The sequence below is a fragment of the Bradyrhizobium sp. CSA112 genome, from assembly GCF_029051645.1.
Taxonomy (GTDB): Bacteria; Pseudomonadota; Alphaproteobacteria; order Rhizobiales; family Xanthobacteraceae; genus Bradyrhizobium.
Genome location: NZ_JAACFS010000038.1, coordinates 36,048 through 52,780 on the forward strand (window position 1 = coordinate 36,048; position 16,733 = coordinate 52,780).

At 60.8% G+C, this 16,733-nt stretch carries 16 protein-coding genes and 1 pseudogene; 16 read left to right on the plus strand and 1 reads right to left on the minus strand.

The window, feature by feature from the left end; translation table 11 throughout:
- Positions 1–123 precede the first annotated feature (123 nt).
- Positions 124–1,680 (plus strand): polysaccharide biosynthesis C-terminal domain-containing protein, encoded by a 1,557-nt coding sequence (locus tag GWE18_RS35360; protein WP_275190286.1) that lies wholly within the window; start codon positions 124–126, stop codon positions 1,678–1,680.
- A gap of 48 nt (positions 1,681–1,728) precedes the next feature.
- The gene (locus GWE18_RS35365) at positions 1,729–3,066 is read left to right on the plus strand and encodes a polysaccharide biosynthesis/export family protein (RefSeq protein WP_275190287.1); all 1,338 of its coding nucleotides are present in this window, start codon (positions 1,729–1,731) and stop codon (positions 3,064–3,066) included.
- Positions 3,067–3,092: 26 nt separating this feature from the next.
- On the opposite strand, the gene GWE18_RS35370 is transcribed toward GWE18_RS35365, so the two are convergent.
- Positions 3,093–3,404, minus strand: a complete 312-nt coding sequence (locus GWE18_RS35370; RefSeq protein ID WP_275190288.1) for a hypothetical protein — start codon at positions 3,402–3,404, stop codon at positions 3,093–3,095.
- A 612-nt stretch (positions 3,405–4,016) separates the two neighbouring features.
- On the opposite strand from GWE18_RS35370, the gene galE reads away from it, so the two are divergent.
- The 14 genes and pseudogenes from galE (at position 4,017) to GWE18_RS35440 (ending at position 16,714) form a co-directional block, all read left to right on the plus strand.
- On the plus strand, positions 4,017–5,045 hold the full coding sequence (gene galE, locus GWE18_RS35375) for a UDP-glucose 4-epimerase GalE (protein ID WP_275190289.1): 1,029 nt from the start codon (positions 4,017–4,019) through the stop codon (positions 5,043–5,045).
- A gap of 1,110 nt (positions 5,046–6,155) precedes the next feature.
- Positions 6,156–6,494 carry a P-II family nitrogen regulator gene (locus GWE18_RS35380; protein ID WP_275190290.1) on the plus strand — a complete coding sequence of 113 codons (339 nt, stop codon included), beginning with the start codon at positions 6,156–6,158 and terminating at the stop codon, positions 6,492–6,494.
- 213 nt (positions 6,495–6,707) lie between these two features.
- Positions 6,708–6,991, plus strand: a pseudogene (locus GWE18_RS35385) (transposase); the annotation flags it as partial.
- Between the two features lie 706 nt (positions 6,992–7,697).
- Positions 7,698–9,035 carry an extracellular solute-binding protein gene (locus GWE18_RS35390; RefSeq protein WP_275190291.1) on the plus strand — a complete coding sequence of 446 codons (1,338 nt, stop codon included), beginning with the start codon at positions 7,698–7,700 and terminating at the stop codon, positions 9,033–9,035.
- Between the two features lie 109 nt (positions 9,036–9,144).
- Positions 9,145–10,104 (plus strand): sugar ABC transporter permease, encoded by a 960-nt coding sequence (locus GWE18_RS35395; protein ID WP_275190292.1) that lies wholly within the window; start codon positions 9,145–9,147, stop codon positions 10,102–10,104.
- A complete protein-coding gene (locus GWE18_RS35400) occupies positions 10,101–11,054 on the plus strand; it encodes a carbohydrate ABC transporter permease (protein WP_275190293.1) in 954 nt (317 codons plus the stop codon). Before GWE18_RS35395 ends, GWE18_RS35400 begins: the two co-directional genes overlap by 4 nt.
- Positions 11,051–11,263, plus strand: coding sequence for a hypothetical protein (locus GWE18_RS35405; RefSeq protein ID WP_275190294.1), 213 nt, complete (start codon positions 11,051–11,053; stop codon positions 11,261–11,263). Before GWE18_RS35400 ends, GWE18_RS35405 begins: the two co-directional genes overlap by 4 nt.
- 5 nt (positions 11,264–11,268) lie before the next feature.
- On the plus strand, positions 11,269–12,366 hold the full coding sequence (locus tag GWE18_RS35410; protein WP_275190295.1) for an ABC transporter ATP-binding protein: 1,098 nt from the start codon (positions 11,269–11,271) through the stop codon (positions 12,364–12,366).
- Entirely contained in the window at positions 12,359–13,366 is a 1,008-nt protein-coding gene (locus GWE18_RS35415; protein WP_275190296.1) for an ABC transporter ATP-binding protein, read from the plus strand. Before GWE18_RS35410 ends, GWE18_RS35415 begins: the two co-directional genes overlap by 8 nt.
- Positions 13,363–13,977, plus strand: a complete 615-nt coding sequence (gene dhaL / locus GWE18_RS35420; RefSeq protein ID WP_275190297.1) for a dihydroxyacetone kinase subunit DhaL — start codon at positions 13,363–13,365, stop codon at positions 13,975–13,977. Before GWE18_RS35415 ends, dhaL begins: the two co-directional genes overlap by 4 nt.
- The gene (gene dhaM, locus GWE18_RS35425; RefSeq protein WP_275190298.1) at positions 13,974–14,375 is read left to right on the plus strand and encodes a dihydroxyacetone kinase phosphoryl donor subunit DhaM; all 402 of its coding nucleotides are present in this window, start codon (positions 13,974–13,976) and stop codon (positions 14,373–14,375) included. The genes dhaL and dhaM overlap by 4 nt, the downstream gene beginning before the upstream one ends.
- A complete protein-coding gene (locus tag GWE18_RS35430) occupies positions 14,368–14,682 on the plus strand; it encodes an HPr family phosphocarrier protein (RefSeq protein WP_275190299.1) in 315 nt (104 codons plus the stop codon). The genes dhaM and GWE18_RS35430 overlap by 8 nt, the downstream gene beginning before the upstream one ends.
- Positions 14,683–14,687: 5 nt before the next feature.
- The gene (ptsP, locus tag GWE18_RS35435; protein WP_275190300.1) at positions 14,688–16,286 is read left to right on the plus strand and encodes a phosphoenolpyruvate--protein phosphotransferase; all 1,599 of its coding nucleotides are present in this window, start codon (positions 14,688–14,690) and stop codon (positions 16,284–16,286) included.
- Complete coding sequence (locus GWE18_RS35440; protein WP_275190301.1) at positions 16,283–16,714, plus strand: hypothetical protein; 432 nt, start codon at positions 16,283–16,285, stop codon at positions 16,712–16,714. Before ptsP ends, GWE18_RS35440 begins: the two co-directional genes overlap by 4 nt.
- Positions 16,715–16,733 lie beyond the last annotated feature (19 nt).

Here is a 16,733-nt window from a genome sequence, read left to right on the forward strand (position 1 = left end):
AACAAACTATAACTCTGCATGCGTGGGGTGTCATTCATCGGATGTGTTGGAAGCTCGAGAGGCGTCTCGCTCGACAAGCAGCCAACAAGCAGCATGCAAGATCGAAGCCGAGCGGTGTTACCGATGTCTAGCCGCTTCGCAAAAAATTCAATACTCGGCGCGCTTGCCGGCGGGGCGATCGCGCTGGCGAGCTTTTTTAGCAGCATTGCCGTGGCTCGGACGCTCGGCGTCAACGAAACGGGATCGGTGGCCTACGTCATCTGGCTGGTGTGGATGGCCGCACCGTTCGTCGATCTGGGTTTGTCGTCGGCCATCGGGCGGTTCGTACCCTTTCTGCGCGGAAGCGGTCAGACCGAAGTCGCGAAGCATCTGGGAAGGATGCTGGCGCGACGGCTCGCGATTTCAGCCCTGGCTGCGGCCGCCTGCACCGTCATGCTGGTACGTCTCTATGGCGACCAATCTGCCGCGGAGTTCTTGAGTGGCGGCACGGCGGCGGGCGCACCGATGTCGCTTGTCGTACTCGTTATTCTGCTTGTCGTGGGCCAAGCGCTGACCACTTATGTCTATGCTCATTTGCGAGGACGGCAGGAATTCGGCGCGGCGGCGCACATCGCGGGCGCGTCGCTGTTGCTTCAGGTCGTGCTGGTTTCGATCGGATCGCTCCTGTTCGGGGTCACCGGTGCACTGGCAGGTTATGCAGCGGGCATGCTGCTCCCGGCGGTCGTATGCGTTTCTATGATGTTCGGGCCAGCGTCAGTCGATCGCGTCCTGAGCCGACGCGTGACCTCATTTGCCCTCTTCTGCTGGGGTGCAAATGTCACCAGCGCTCTTGTTTGGTCACGGATCGAGCTGTTCTTTCTGGAGCGCTATTGGGGAATGGAGTCAGTGGCGATGTTCGCCGTCGCCCTGGCGCTGACCCAGCTTGCCATCCAGGGTCCCGTGCTGCTGACTGGCGCAGTGCTAACGTCGCTCGCCGAGAAGCGTGGTCGCGACGAACTGGACGGCATGAAGGACGATTTTGCCGCCGCAGTTCGGCTTCTGGCGGCGCTGGTGTTTCCGATCTGCCTTGGCACCGCGGCGATCATTCCCGAACTACTGCCGGTTCTCTATGGCGGCAAGTTTTCCTCCGCTGTGCCCGCCGCCATGATCCTCGTTTCCATTGCTGCGCTCAGCGTGTTGTCAACGGTTGCCACGAGCCTGGTGCAAGCGCTGGAACGAAGCGACTTTATCTTTGCAAGTTCTCTTTGCGGCGCAGCGTGCGCGCTGGCTGCCGGCTTCCTGCTCATCCCCGAGTACGGCCTGATGGGGGCAGCGCTGGTGCGCGTCGCCATTCAGATACTGATGATCAGCCTGGGCTGCTGGTTCGTGGTGTCGCGGCTTGGCTTCGCTTTTCCGGTGGTAGCCGTGCTTAAGCTCGGTGCGGCGGCGCTCGCCAGCGCTGCAGCGGCGTCGATCTGCATTAGAGCCATTGGCCACCCTTCAAGCATGCCGTTTGCCATCGTTGCGGGTGCAGTCACTTATCTGGTCGCGCTGCGCGTCGCAAATCCGCTTGAGGCCAGCGACGTGGCGTTCCTGAGCAATCTCGCGCGGCCGTTGCCGCCGGCTCTCGTGGAGATCGCTACCCGCCTCATAGCCTTCGTCAGTACAACGAAGCGCGACGAAAAAATGCTGCCGCCATGAGATCAGTCGTGTAGATCGCGCGATTCGCAAGCTTTACGGAGAATAGTGATGGCAAATTCAATGATGTTCAGACCCTTCATGGCCTGGCGTTGTGGCGCTCTGCTTGCGGCTATCGGGGTAATTCAGCTTTTCGTCGCGCCTGCACTGAGTGCCGAATATCTGCTGGGTCCGCAAGACAAACTGCGCGTAAAGGTTGTCGAGTGGCGGGCGGGCAAGGCAGAATACTATGAATGGACACCGTTCGGCGCCGAGTACACCGTCAACCCGGAAGGACGCGTGTCGTTGCCTATGATCGGCGAGATCACGGCTGAGGGGCGCACCAGCAGCCAGCTCGCGCACGCGATCACGGCCGAGTTGTACAAGCGTACCGGCCTGATGGGCGCCCAAGAGGCGGCTGTCGAGATCGTTCAGTATCGTCCATTCTATGTGCTCGGTGACGTAGACCGTCCGGGTGAATTTGCCTTTCGTCCGGGCTTGAGCGTCTTGCAGGCTGTGGGTGTCGCTGGTGGACTGCACCGGCCGAGCGAAGCCGGGACACGCGAACGGATAAACGCGGCAGGAAATTTCGTCGCCGCTCGTCTGGAGCTGCGGCGAACATATATCCGCCGCGCCCGGCTCGAGGCTGAACTTGCCGAGCAGGATGTGATCGCGCTCCCGCCAGAGCTTGCTAATGAGAAGGATGTCAGCAGCCTGCTGGCGGAGGAAGCAACAATCCTGACTACGCGGCGCGACGCGCTGCAATCGCAGCTCACTGCATTTTCGGAATTGCGGTCGCTCTATGAGAAGGAAATCGCATCGCTTGAAAGCAAGCGGGCGACTCAGGAAAAGCAAGTGGCTCTGGCGCAGCGCGAGCTGAAGACCGTCGGGTCCTTGGTCGAGAAGGGACTCGCGGTCACCTCGCGCGAGTTCGCGCTAGAGCGAGTTACCGCCGATCTGCAAAGCGCTATGCTCGACGTGGACACGGCTCTCGTGCGGGCCCGGGAGGAGATGCGGAAGGCCGAGCGCGACGCTACCGACCTCGTCAAGGACCGCAAGGCGAAAGCCTCGTCTGAACTGCGTGAGGCCAAGGCGAATATCGAACAACTAATCAATCGGATGACCACCTCTGAAACCCTCATCGCTGAAGCGGTACCCACGCCACGGATCGCGCCGCAAGGGACTGTCGGAAAATCGCTGTCCTATTTTGTACAGCGGCGCAAGGATGGAGTGATGGCAACGTTTTCAGCGGATGAGGGAGCGCTCGTGCAGCCTGGCGATGTGGTCCGCGTCGAGGTCGATCGTACAGTACCGAACCCCACGGCATCAATGTCGCGCACGAGCGTTGCGGCAACAGCGCTAAACGTCGAGGGCGGTACCACCTCGGCTTCGCAATCCAGTCAGCAATAAGGCGAAGTTATGCCGCGACTCCAGATTCATCTCGTAGAATGGTCTGTCTTGCCGGTGCGAAGAAAATGCAGGCTTGAATGCAACCGTCCAAATCCGGGCCAGCGCGCTTTCAGCTTCGCGAGAAGAACGCGCGCGATAACGAACGCCACGTATCCGATCTGCAGGAACACAAGCGCCAGCAGCAGCTCGACGGCCAACGCCTTCAATGAGGCGCCTGTCCACCACAGCAGCAGGCCATATCCGGCAGAAAGCACTGCGACGCCGAATGCAAAGCCGCCTAGTCGAAGGATGAAGCCGCAGGCGAAGCCTGCGGCCGTGAACAACAGACCTGCGAGCATTCTCGGTAATCCTTGCGATGTATCGCGTCGGCGACATGGTCCGAGCGTGTTCCGCCCAGCGCCTATAGGACCGTCCTTCCGATCCCGCGACAAATACTACTTTCAATATGCATAAACAAATCAATAAGCGCGCTGTGCCTAAAAACTCGGCAGGAACTGCACCGGGCGCGCCAGGAACGTATTTTGAACTCGCCGCAACCCCTCTTTCGGGAGGATTGGCGGGTCTGGATGCGCCTGTAGCGGAGCAAAACGGTGGCCGGTTTGATCGAGAAGCGACTGCAGAAGACTTTGCATGCGATTGGTGCGGTTGTCCCGCAATTGCGCCGCCGCAAAGGCTCAGCGACAGCGACATCGTCAGGTGTCAACACTGCAAGAAAATCCTGATGACATGGAAGGCTTACAGGCTTCTCGATGGATGACGGTTTGGAGTATCTGTCAATCTACGTCTTTTATGCTGCGGGACGGGCCTGTGGGGGCAGATGCCAATACGGCGGTCCTCTATTTTTCCGCACTTCTGTTTACGGCAACGTCGCGCCGGCCTGTTCTAAGGGACGTACCGAAACCCGAATTGATCGCTGGTGGTTTGGCGGATAGCCGGGGGAGTAAGAGGAAATGAGTGACAAGACTCGTGTTCTTGTGGTGGGCGGTGCTGGCTATATTGGCTCCCATTGCTGCAAAGCACTGGCTGCCGCGGGTTATCGGCCGGTCTGCTTTGATAATTTCTCGACAGGGCACCGGGGCTTTGTCAAATGGGGACCCGTCATCGAAGGCGATATTCACGATCAGTCGCATCTGGCGGACAGCATCAAGCAACATGGTGTGACCGCGGTTTTACACTTTGCGGCGTCAAGTCTTGTCGGGGAGTCCGTCAGCGATCCCGACAAATACTATCGCAACAATGTTGAAGGAACGCTGTCGCTGTTGCGCGCCATGCGGCACACACAATGCAAGACATTGGTGTTTTCAAGCAGCGGGGCGGTTTATGGTGAGTCACACCAAGGCTTGATATGCGAGTCCGAATTGCCGAGACCCGTGAATCCGTATGGCAGAACAAAATTGATCATCGAAGAAATGTTGGCTGATTTTCAGAAGGCATACGCGCTCGCACCAGTTTGCCTTCGTTACTTCAATGCGAGCGGTGCCGATTTGTCGGGTGAGATAGGTGAAGATCACGACCCGGAGACGCATCTAATACCGCGCGCCCTGTTGGCCGTGCAAGGAAAAGTCGATGATTTTGCGATCTATGGGGATGACTACGATACGCCGGATGGCACGGCGATCCGCGACTACATCCACGTCATGGATTTAGCGCAAGCCCACATATTGGCACTGAAGTACCTTGTTTCAGGCGGAGCGGGTGGTTGCTTGAATTTGGGCACGGGCCGGGGGCATTCCGTAAAGCAAATCCTTCGCCAGATTCGCACCGAAACTGGGAAGAATGCCTCGTTTGCTGTCAAAACCCGGCGCGATGGAGATCCGCCGGTGCTTGTCGCCGATCCGGCGCGCGCCAAAGCGGTTCTGGGTTTCGTGCCGAAATATTCGGATCTCTCAACTATCGTTAGCTCAGCGTGGAAATGGCATCAAAGCTTTCGCTGCGCCAAAGCATCCGAGGCAAGGCAGACTGTTCTCTCACAACTTTAGAGTTTATTCGACGCGTTTCCGTGCCCGATTAAGAACTTTCTACCCAAGGCGAAGTCGATGCCGATTCGTAAAGACGATCCAACCGATAGAGTCATTCTGCGGCTGAAGTCGGAAGGATTGAGCTTCACCGAGATATCGAGGCAGCTTTGCCTGCGGTGGCCGGTCGATCCTATCGCCTGAAAGGCGTCCAACACCCTTCACAGGTCAAACGCGATGAGCGGTTGAAGGAATGTAGGCGTATGTGCCGCATAGCTCGAAACAAAGAGAGATCGTCGGCTGCAGTTCAAGCCGCTATCGAGCTGAGAAGCGGTCTTGCATTCTCTGCAGCAGTTGGAAAAGCTCGTTCGAAGCGAGCATCGCTGGAAATGATTGGTGGGTGCTTGCCTGGGGATATCGAAGCAGGCATTGCACAAACAGTGGCAACAGCGCAAATCAACTAGCGACCAAGGGGCGAACTACCGTTCAGGGGGCGACCTCCGTGAGGGTGGGAGGCCAGGCGGCTTTGCTCAAGCTACATCATCACAAGGGACATGACCGAAGAACCGATAGATGTGCGACCGTCAATGGGGCGCAGCGTCCATCGGGTGCTCGCTGCCAATGATGGATAGAATTCAAAAACCGGCATCGAGCAGAGGAGTTCCAATCCGACCGACATAGCTGGCTGAGTGCCGCGCCCGCGCGGCGTCCAGTTAACACCGACCTCTCGTTACATCCGCGACAAGCTGTTCCCCAAGCGAGGCTAACGACTTCCGCGTTTGGCACCTTGAGACATGCCAGCCGGTTCCGAGGATGTCCGTGTATCGGGGGTAGACCGGAAGTAACCGGCCGTTGGTCAAAACGGTACTTTTACCCATTAGCGACAGGAGGGCACACGTTGCTAGGCTCGATGGCCGCAGGTCTTGCCCCTTTTATAGGCGCGGATTGCCGTCAGAAATGGCAGAGGACAAAACCGTTCCGAGCTGGTGAGCTGGAATCGATCATGTTTCAGTGGGTTACCCGCGGCTCGCCGATGGCATGAAACTTGATTAAAACTTGACTAAAAGTGGATGCGGAAATTGTCATTGGCGTTGTCCAAACCCTGGCTAAGCATCGGGGAAAGGCAGGTTAGCCATGAAGCTAGTCACCGCCATTATCAAACCATTCAAGCTCGACGAGGTGCGGGGTGCGCTGACGGTTCTCGGCGTGCAAGGCATGACCGTGACTGAGATCAACGGATTCGGCCGACAAAAGGGACACACGGAGATTTATCGCGGCGCCGAGAATGCCGTGAACTTTGTGCAGAAGGTCAGGATTGATCTTGTGGTCACCTCTGAGCAGGCGGACAGAGTTATTGCGGCGATACAAAATGCCGCAAGAACCGGAGAGGTGGGCGACGGCAAGATCTTCGTTTCGCCAGTCGAGCGCGCCGTTCGCATTCGCACCGGAGAGACCGACGAAGCGGCTGTATAAGCCTTCACCGGCATCTCTTGCGATGAGGAGGGAGACAATGGGGTCCGGGACAAACGCTCGCCAAAGACTCGTGTCATTCGTGACGGCTCTCTTGGGGACCGCGCTTCTCTGTCTAGCATTCGGTGACATCGTGTCCCAGAGCGCCGACGAGGTGATCGAATAGAGCCGCGGGAGTTACTGCGGTTGACCGCCACTGGCCCAATAATGGACTGCAAACCCCAGTGCTGTCCAAAAGACCCGTCGCGCAAGATACCGCGCGACATCCATGAACACGCCAGAGACGTTGCCCGATCGTTCGCAGGCACCGACGTGAGCGCAAGAAGACCGAGATGCGGTTCGTACACCTGAAGCGCATCCTGAAGCTCGGTCGCCTTCGACTGCGCGGCCCACGAGGCGCCCAGGATGAGTTTGTTCTGGCCGCTATTGCTCAGAACCTAAGGCGGCTCGCAACGCTGGTCGCGCGGCCGCCACCGGCCCAGGTTTTGTGCATCGCGTAGCGTCGGAGTTGCGTAAAGAGTGTCAGGGCCGGCGGACCAATGCCGGCCGCTCTTAACGAAATGGCCGACCGCCCATCAGCAGCAGCCGACTTTTGCAACAAAATCGGCGCAAAGCGGTCGTTCGCTGCAAAGAGCGTCCGCGACCATGGTAGTCGCGCGGTTCTCGTTCGATCAAATTGGTAACGTAACAATTGAGTAGCCTCTTCAAGGAAGCGGCGCTGTGAACGGTTTGCGCATAGCTTTCGATCTGACCTTCGTCAAAGCGTCAAACAATGACCAAACGACTCTCTAGCGACGCCATCCCGAAATTGAATTGGCTCAACAAAATAAAATCGCCTTGCAATTGAAGCGCTAGGGCAACACCCGCCATCGATCACCGTTTCGGTGTCCGACGTGATTGCTTCGTGAGTTCTGTTCGACCGCAATAAGCTAATGGGAAACCACCACAACCGTGTGTGTGTCGCCTTAGACCGCCAGCCGTTACGCGAGCTTTTGATGAAAGCCACCGACAGCTCTCTTGCAATGTTTAGTAAATGGTGTTGTACTAAACAAATCGAGCTCTACGGATCCAAGAATCCGCGGGCGCGAGGGAACGTCGGTTCAAGTCATTCAGCTGGTCAATGACTGTGTCGCACTGCTCGAAGCCTTCGAGCGGGCAGGAACGCCGCGCCATGTCGATGGCGGGCTCAAACGGAGGGAAATGCGCATGAATATTAGCATAAAGGCGCTGTTTGCTGCGGGCGGGGCTCTTGCCGTCGGAATCGGAGCGGCGACCACGCCCGCGCACGCGCAGGGCAAGACCATCACGCTGTGCTGGGCCGCATGGGACCCGGCCAACGCGCTGGTCGAACTGTCGAAAGACTTCACTGCGAAGACTGGGATCGGGATGAAGTTCGAATTCGTGCCCTGGACCAACTATGCCGATCGATTCCTGAACGAACTTAACTCTCGCGGTTCGCTGTGCGATCTCATCATCGGCGATTCGCAGTGGATCGGCGGCGCCGCCGAGAACGGCCAGTACGTCAAGCTGAACGACTTCTTCAAGAAGGAAGGGATCAGCATGGACGACTACATGCCGGCCACCGTGGTCGGCTATTCGCAGTGGCCGAAGAACACGCCGAACTATTGGGCGCTGCCGGCCATGGGCGACGCGGTGGGCTGGACCTATCGCAAGGACTGGTTTGCGCGGCCCGACGCGCAGAAGGACTTCAAGGCAAAATATGACCGTGATCTCGCTGTGCCGAAAACGCTCGATGAACTCCGCGATATCGCGAAGTTCTTCCAGGGCCGTGAGATCGACGGCAAGAAGGTTTATGGTGCATCGATCTATACCGAACGCGGTTCGGAAGGCATCACCATGGGCGTTTCGAACTATCTCTACGACTACGGCTTTAAATATCAGGATCCCAACAAGCCCTACGCGATGGACGGCTTCGTCAACTCGCCGGGCGCCGTCAAGGGGCTCGAAGCCTACAAGGAGCTCTACAAGTGCTGCACGCCTCCAGGCGCTTCCAACTCCTACATGTCGGAAGGTCTTGATGCCTTCAAGTCCGGCCAGGTGGCGCTGCAGATGAACTTCTTCGCCTTCTTCCCGGGTCTCTACAAGGATCCGAATGTCGGCGGCGACAAGATCGGTTTCTTCTCCAATCCCGCCGCCACCACCCAGGCAACCCAGCTCGGCGGACAGGGAATCTCCGTTGTTTCCTATTCCAAGAACCAGGGCGAAGCGCTGCAATACATCAAGTGGTTCTCCGGCGGCGACGTACAGAAGAAGTGGTGGGCGCTGGGCGGCTATTCCTGCGCCAAGTCCGTGCTGAACGACCCGGGCTTCCCGGACAGCGCCCCCTTCTCCAAGGAGTTCCTGAAGTCAATGGGCATGGTGGTCGACTTCTGGGCCGAGCCCTCCTACGCGCAGCTCCTGCAAGCCGAACAGAAGCGCGTGCATGACTACGTGGTTGCCGACAAGGGCACCGCGCAGGAAGCGCTCGACGGGCTGGTGAAAGATTGGAAAGCCATCTTCAAGGAAGAGGGCAAGAAGTTCTAGGATTGCGGCCTGGAGCGCAGTTCGTCAGCGCTCCAGGCCATTCCTTTCGGACAAACTCGGACCTTTTTCCGAAGCCGACCATCGCACTGCATTAGGACCAGCCTACGCCATGAATGATTTGAGTGCCCCATCGCGGATCACCTACGGCGCTGTGCTGGTCCGGCCGGCGGTGGTGCGCCGCATTCGGGGGCTGTCCGACAAGGCTCTCGCGTGGCTCTTCATCACCCCGACGATGGTGCTACTGCTGGCGATCAACATCTTCCCGCTGATCTGGACCATCTATCTGTCCTTCACCAACTATCGGGCCAACCGGCCCAATGCCCCGGTGAAGTGGCTGGGGATCGATTGGTACCAGACGATCCTGACCGATCCGGACATCTGGGCGGCGATGCAGGTGACTGCGCATTTCGTGTTCTGGACCGTCGTCATCGAGACCGTGCTCGGATTTGGCCTCGCCTTCCTGATCGACAAGAAATTCCGCGGCCACGGCGTCTGGACGACGATCATCCTGCTGCCAATGATGCTTTCGCCGGCCGTCGTCGGCAATTTCTGGACGTTCCTCTATCAGCCGCAAATCGGCCTCTTCAACTATGTGGTCGCCTTCCTCACCGGCCACCCCGCATCGTCGTTCCAGATGCTGGGCGACGTGACGCTCAGTCCTTGGGCGATCGTCATCGTCGACGCCTGGATGTGGACGCCCTATGTGATGCTGATCTGCCTTGCCGGCCTGCGATCGATCCCGGATTACATCTATGAGGCGGCGGAAGTCGACCGCGCCTCGAAATGGCGGCAGTTCTGGTCGATCACGCTGCCGATGGCGCTGCCATTCATCATGCTCGCGGTGCTGTTCCGCGGCATAGAGAACTTCAAGATGTTCGACATGGTCAACCTGCTCACCGGGGGCGGGCCGGGGTCGACCACGGAGGTCGCCTCGATCACGCTTAAGCGCGCGGCATTCGAGAGCTGGCGGACCGGTTATTCCTCGGCCTTCGCGATTATCCTGTTCGTGACGGTGTTTGGCCTCGCCAACATCTATGTCAAGGCGCTGAACCGGGTGAAGAGCCGATGAGCATCGCCAACACAGCCCATTCCGTCGTCGAACCATCGCCCAATACAAGGCGATTGGCGGGTTCGCTCGTGGTTCTCTATGCCGTAGTCACGATGATTCCGTTGGTCTGGATCGTTCTCACCTCGTTCAAGTCGCCGGACGATGCGATCTCCTATCCGCCCAAAATAGTCTTCACGCCGTCGCTCGAAGGTTTCTGCAATCTCTTCACCACGCGATCGCGCCAGACTCCGGAATTCATCCGCACGCTTGGACCGCCACAGGGGCTTTGCGACGACATTGCGCGCAGTCGCAATATGGTCGTGGCCGGACCGTCGAATTACGTACCGCGTTTCGTCAATTCGCTGATCATCGCCTTTGGCTCGACCGTGCTCGCGGTCGCGCTCGGCACGTTGTCGGCCTACGGTTTCTCGCGGTTCCGCGTGCCCCTGAAGGACGATCTGTTGTTCTTCATCCTGTCGACGCGGATGATGCCACCCATCGCGGTCGCGATCCCGATCTATCTAATGTACCGCACCATCGGGCTGTCGGACACGCGGCTTGGCATGATCCTGCTCTATACTTCGGTGAACGTCTCGCTCGCTGTTTGGCTTCTCAAGGGCTTCATCGACGAGATCCCGCGCGAGTACGAGGAAGCGGCCATGATCGATGGCTATACCCGCTTTCAGGCCTTCGTGAAGGTGGTGCTGCCGCAGGCAACGACGGGAATCGCGGCAACCGCGATCTTCTGCCTGATCTTCGCCTGGAACGAATACGCCTTCGCGGTGCTTTTGACCTCCGGCAACGCGCAGACGGCGCCACCCTTCATTCCGATCATCATCGGGGAAGGCGGGCAGGACTGGCCCGCGGTCGCCGCCGCCACGACGCTGTTTCTGGTGCCGATCGTCGTTTTCACGGTGCTTTTGCGCAAGCATCTGCTGCGTGGCATCACCTTTGGAGCGGTGCGCAAATGAGCCTCGATGCACATACCCCTATGCCGGGTCGCGGCTTCGCGGACAGAATTCTGCGGCGCGGTCCGCTAGAAGCCATCGCGACGACGATTATTGCCGCGGGTGTCGTCATGCTGATGCAGCCGTTTTCGCTGACGCTCTATTCCTGGTCGTTCGCGACCACGCTGTTCGGTACCGTGCTGTTCACCATCGTCTCCAAGGTCAGGGAGTAGGGCGGATGGCACAGATCCGGGTCGAAGCGCTCGACAAATCCTTCGCCGATTTCCATGCCGTGAAGGCTGCGAGCTTCACCGTGGAAGACGGCCAATTCCTCTGCCTGCTCGGGCCCTCAGGCTGCGGCAAGACGACGACGCTGCGCATGATTGCCGGACTGGAATTGCCGACGGCCGGCACCATCCGGCTCGATGGCGAGGATGTCACGATGAACCGCGCGTCGGCCCGCGATGTCGCCTTCGTGTTCCAGCTGTTCGCCCTCTATCCGCACATGAATGTGCGGCGCAACATCGGCTTTCCCCTGAAATGCGAGGGTATCGGCGCGGCGGAGGCGGACCGGCGGGTGGTGGAGGTCGCGCGCATCCTGCGCATTTCGCATCTGCTGGACCGGCCGGTGTCGGGTCTTGCCGGGGGCGACCGGCAGCGCGTCGCGCTCGGGCGGGCAATTGTGCGCAAGCCGAAATGCTTCCTGATGGACGAGCCGCTCGGCGCACTCGATACCGAAATGCGGGAGGCGATGATCCATGAATTACGTGCGCTGCATGACCGGCTCGGAGCAACGACGGTCTATGTCACGCATGACCAGCTCGAGGCCATGGCGATGGCTGATATGATCGCCGTGATGAACAACGGAGTCGTCGAGCAGATCGCGAGCCCACGCGACATTTATGACCGGCCTGCGTCGCTGTTCGTTGCGGACTTCATCGGCTCGCCGCCGATGAACTTCCTGCCGTTCCGCGGCAGCCTGCAAGCCGGCGCGCAGGCGATCCGGCTCGGCGATCGCGACGTCACCGTTCCCGCGGCGCGTGAGGCGCTGCCGGAAGGCGATCTCGTCCTCGGGGTCAGGCCGGAGCATGTGCGTTTTTCCGATCTCGGCGTCGTGCGGGGCGAGGTCTATGGCTCGGAGTATCTCGGCACCACGCAGATCGTGACCGTGACGACACGCTATGGCGCGCTCAAGGCCCGGTCACCCGCCAACGTGTCGTTCCGGACCGGCGAGAATGTCGGGCTCGACTTCCGTCCCGATACGCTCTCGATCTTCGACAAGGCGTCGGGCAGGGCGATCCGAACCGTGTTGCATGAGGGAGGCGCGCATGGCTGAGGTCGAGATCAGGGCGGTTTCCAAGGCGTTCAAAAAGACGCAGGCCGTCAGCGACCTGTCTTTGACCGTCGGCGACGGTGAATTCGTTGCCTTGCTCGGGCCGACGGGTGCGGGCAAGACGACGACATTACGCCTCATCGCCGGACTGGAAATGCCGGACTGTGGTTCGATCCGGATCGGCGGCCGCGACGTGACCGGCGATGCGCCGGCCGATCGCGACATCGCTTTCGTGTTCCAGCAGTATTCGCTGTATCCGCATCTGAGCGTGTTCGAGAACATGGCTTTTGCGTTGCGCGCGCCGATCCGCCGCGTTCCGGAAGCCGAAATCCGCGCCAAAGTGCGCGAGGTCGCGCGTCTTCTCCACATCGAAACCAAGCTGGAGAACAAGGCAACTCAGTTGTCGGGTGGACAGATGCAGCGGGTTGCTATCGGCCGGGCCCTGGTGCGCTCGCCCGCGATCTATCTGATGGACGAACCGCTCTCCTCGCTGGATGCCAAGTTGCGTGGCGAAATGCGGCTTGAACTCAAGCGCATCCAGACCGATCTCGGCGCGACCATCCTCTATGTCACCCATGATCAGACCGAAGCGATGACCATGGCTTCGCGCATCGGCGTCATCGAGGGCGGGCGGCTGCTGCAGATAGGAACGCCACGTGAGATCTACGAGAACCCGATCAACGCCCATGTCGCCGCGCGGCTTGGCCAGCCGGCGATCAACCTGTTGCCGGCGGTTCTGTTTGCCGGCGCGCCGGTCGGGGCCAGGACCGTCGGCGCGCGTACCGAGCACCTGACGATCGCGCGCGGCGGCGGTGATGTTCAGGCGACCGTAAAGCGGATCGAACATCTCGGCGACCAGAGCCACCTCCATCTCGACCTTGGCGGCCAATCGGTCGTGACGTTGTCCGACCCCGAAGCGAGGCTCGGCGCCGGGGATATCGTCTCGCTTCGCCTCAACAAGCCGCTGTTCTTCGATGCAGATGGCGGGAGGGTCGCGGCATGAGTCTCGATCGGGCAGCGAGGGAAAAACTGGTGCGGGCGCTCGCAGCGTCGATGATCGAACACGCCGAGGAACTGACCAGCCTCGACCAAGCGATCGGCGACGGCGATCACGGATTGAACATGAAGCGCGGTTTCGAGGCCGTGCTTGCGACACTGCCCGGCCTCGCGGACAAATCTTTGCCGGAGATGCTGAAGTCGATTGGAATGACGCTGGTCATGAAGGTCGGCGGCGCCTCCGGGCCACTGGTCGGCACCTTCTTCATGGAACTCGGCAAGGGGCTTCCGGAGCTGCCGGCGCGCACTGATCTCGTCGCGGCGGCGGAAAAAGCGATCGACGCGGTCAAGATGCGCGGGCGTTCGGAGGCAGGGCAGAAAACCCTGCTGGATGTTCTGGTGCCGGTGCAAGCTGTGTTTGCAGGCGGCGGCGATGCCAGGGCGATTGCGGCCGAGGCGGCGCAAGCTGCCGATCGCACGACGCCCATGCTCGCGACCCGCGGCCGCGCGTCCTTCCTCGGCGAAAGATCCATCGGCCATATGGACCCGGGATCCCGCTCGACGTCCCTGTTGATCAGCGCTGCCGTTGCGGCACTGGAATTCGAGGCAACATCATGAGCAGTTCAAGTTCCGGCAACGTCGGAATCGTCATCGTTTCGCATTCCTCCAAAATCGCGGAAGGCGCGGCGGATATGGTGCGCCAGATGGTAGGCAATGCCGTGCCGCTGGCCTGGACCGGCGGCGACACCGATGGCGGGCTCGGCACCAACGTCGCCGGTATCCTGGAGGCGATCGAGGCGGCCTGGTCGACGGCCGGCGTGGCGATCCTGGTCGATCTTGGCGGGGCGGAGACGAATTCGGAGATGGCGGTAGAGATGCTGGCTGAAGATCGACGTGCGCGCGTCGTTGTCTGCAATGCGCCGGTGGTGGAGGGCGCCGTGATCGCAGCGACCGAGTCCTCGGGCGGTTCGTCACTTGCTGCCGTCAAACGTAGCGCGGAGGAATTCTATGCATAATGTCAACGCCAGCCGGGCGGCCAACGCCTTCGCGCCGCTGACGGCCTCGGCGGTTCTCGTCAACGCCGTCGGTCTTCATGCGCGGCCGTCGGTCAAGCTCACGCAGTGCGCGAAAGGCTTCGCAGCAAAGATCGAATTTGCGCTTGCGCCGGACGGGCCCTGGACCGATGCGAAGAGTCCGGTGAAGGTGATGCGCGTGAAGGCACCGCAGGGAGCGACGCTGCATTTCCGCGTCGCCGGCCCCGATGGCAAGGCAGCGCTTGCTGCCGTGCTTGCGCTGGTGCATGACGGTTTCGGCGAGGCCTGATCGCGGTGGCAGAGATTCATCTCATCGGCCGTGCTGCCTCGCCGGGTCTCGCGATCGGACCGGTCACCATGCTGACTGCGGCTGTGGCCAGGCGAACGGCGAGCGACGATCCCGCGCAGGAGGCGGCGGCACTGCGGGCGGCGATTGAAGGCGCGAGGGCGGAGATCGCCGAGCAGATCAAGACGATTCAGGGCGATGTGGCCGACATTCTGGAATTCCAGGTCGCCATGCTTGAAGATGATGCGCTCGCGGTTGAGGCATATGAGGTCATCTCGGTGGGGATCACTGCCGACCATGCCTGGCGCTTGGCACTCGACGTGGAGATAGAAGGCTATCGCGCTGCCGAAGATGAATATTTCCGTGCCCGTGCCGCGGATATCGTCGACATCCGCGACCGCGTGCTCGCGCATCTGAGCGGCGTGGACACGGTCGCCAGGATTACCGGTGGCTCGATCGTCGCGGCCGACGACATCACGCCTTCCGCTTTTCTTGCCGCCGACTGGTCGCACGGCGGCGCCGTCGCGCTGGCCGGAGGATCACCTTCCTCGCATGTCGCGATGCTGGCGCGGGCGCGCGGGGCGCCCATGGTGGTTGGGCTCGGTCCGTTGTCGTGGAACGGGCAGCCACCGGCGCTGGCCCTGGTCGACGGTGACGCCGGCACCGTGATCTTCGATCCCGAGCCGGAGACGCGTCGCCAGTTCGAGCAGCGCATGGCGGCTGCGAACGCCGCGCAGGCTGCCGTCGAGGCCGGCCATGTTGCGCCTGCCTATACCGCCGACGGGCGGCAAATCGCGGTTCTGCTCAACGTCACGGCTCCCGAAGACCTCGCAGGTCTCGATCCCGCAATCTGCGACGGTATCGGTCTCGTACGCACGGAATTCTTGTTCGAAGCATCTCGCGGCCTGCCGGACGAGGAGACGCAGTATGCGATCTATCGGCGCATTCTTGAGTGGGCCGAGGGAAGACCGGTGACGATCCGCACTCTCGATGCCGGCGGCGACAAGCCGATCGCCGGCTTGACGGTCGACGGCGAGAGCAATCCGTTTTTGGGGCTTCGCGGCATCCGCCTCTCGCTGGTCCGGCCGGAGATATTTCGCGTGCAATTGCGGGCGCTGGCGCGTGCGGCTGTGCACGGCGTGCTGAAAGTCATGCTGCCGATGATCGCCATTCCCTCGGAACTCGATCGTGCCGGTGCAATGCTTGACGAGGAGGTCGCAGCCCTCAGGGCGAAAGGGATCGCCTGCGCCCGCCCATCGCTCGGCATCATGATCGAGGTTCCGGCGGCAGCACTTTGCGCCGAAGATTTCGGCGCGGCGTTTTATTCAATCGGCTCGAACGACCTCACCCAGTACACGATGGCCGCGGCGCGCGATATCGGCGCGGTGGCCGACCTCAACGATGCCGGCCATCCTGCGGTGCTGGCGCTGATTGCCCGCACCGTCGAGGCTGCGCGCAAGCGCGGTGTCGAGGTCTCACTCTGCGGCGACGCGGCCGCCGACATTCGCCTGACGACGGCGCTGCTTGCGACCGGACTGACGAGCCTCTCAGTGGCGCCGGTTACGGTAGCGCGGCTCAAGGCCGCGATCGCAAAGGTAGGTTCATGACGGACGAAGCTGACGAGGACACGCGTGCGCCGGGCGACAGCAATGTCGCCGACTACAAGGTGATCCTGCGGCGGGTGCTCGACAACCGGCCGTCGGGGACAAGGCTGAAGCTTGCGGCGGCGCTGGGCAAGAACCGCTCGTTCGTAACCCAGATCACCAATCCGGCCTATCTGGTGCCGATTCCGGCCAAGCATGTCGCGATCATTTTTGAGGTCTGCCATCTGTCCGGCGCCGAGCGCGCGGCATTTCTTGAGGCTTATGGTCGCGCGCATCCCGGCCGGCTGCGCGCATCCCACCGCGAAGCGCGCACGCGCACCATCGCGGTGACGGTGCCCGACCTCGGCGACGACAAGAAGAACCGGGCGCTCGAACAACTCGTCATCGATTTTGCGGCGCAGCTCGCCCGCTACGCCGAGAGCGTCGGCTGACGGACAGATCCGAACCGCA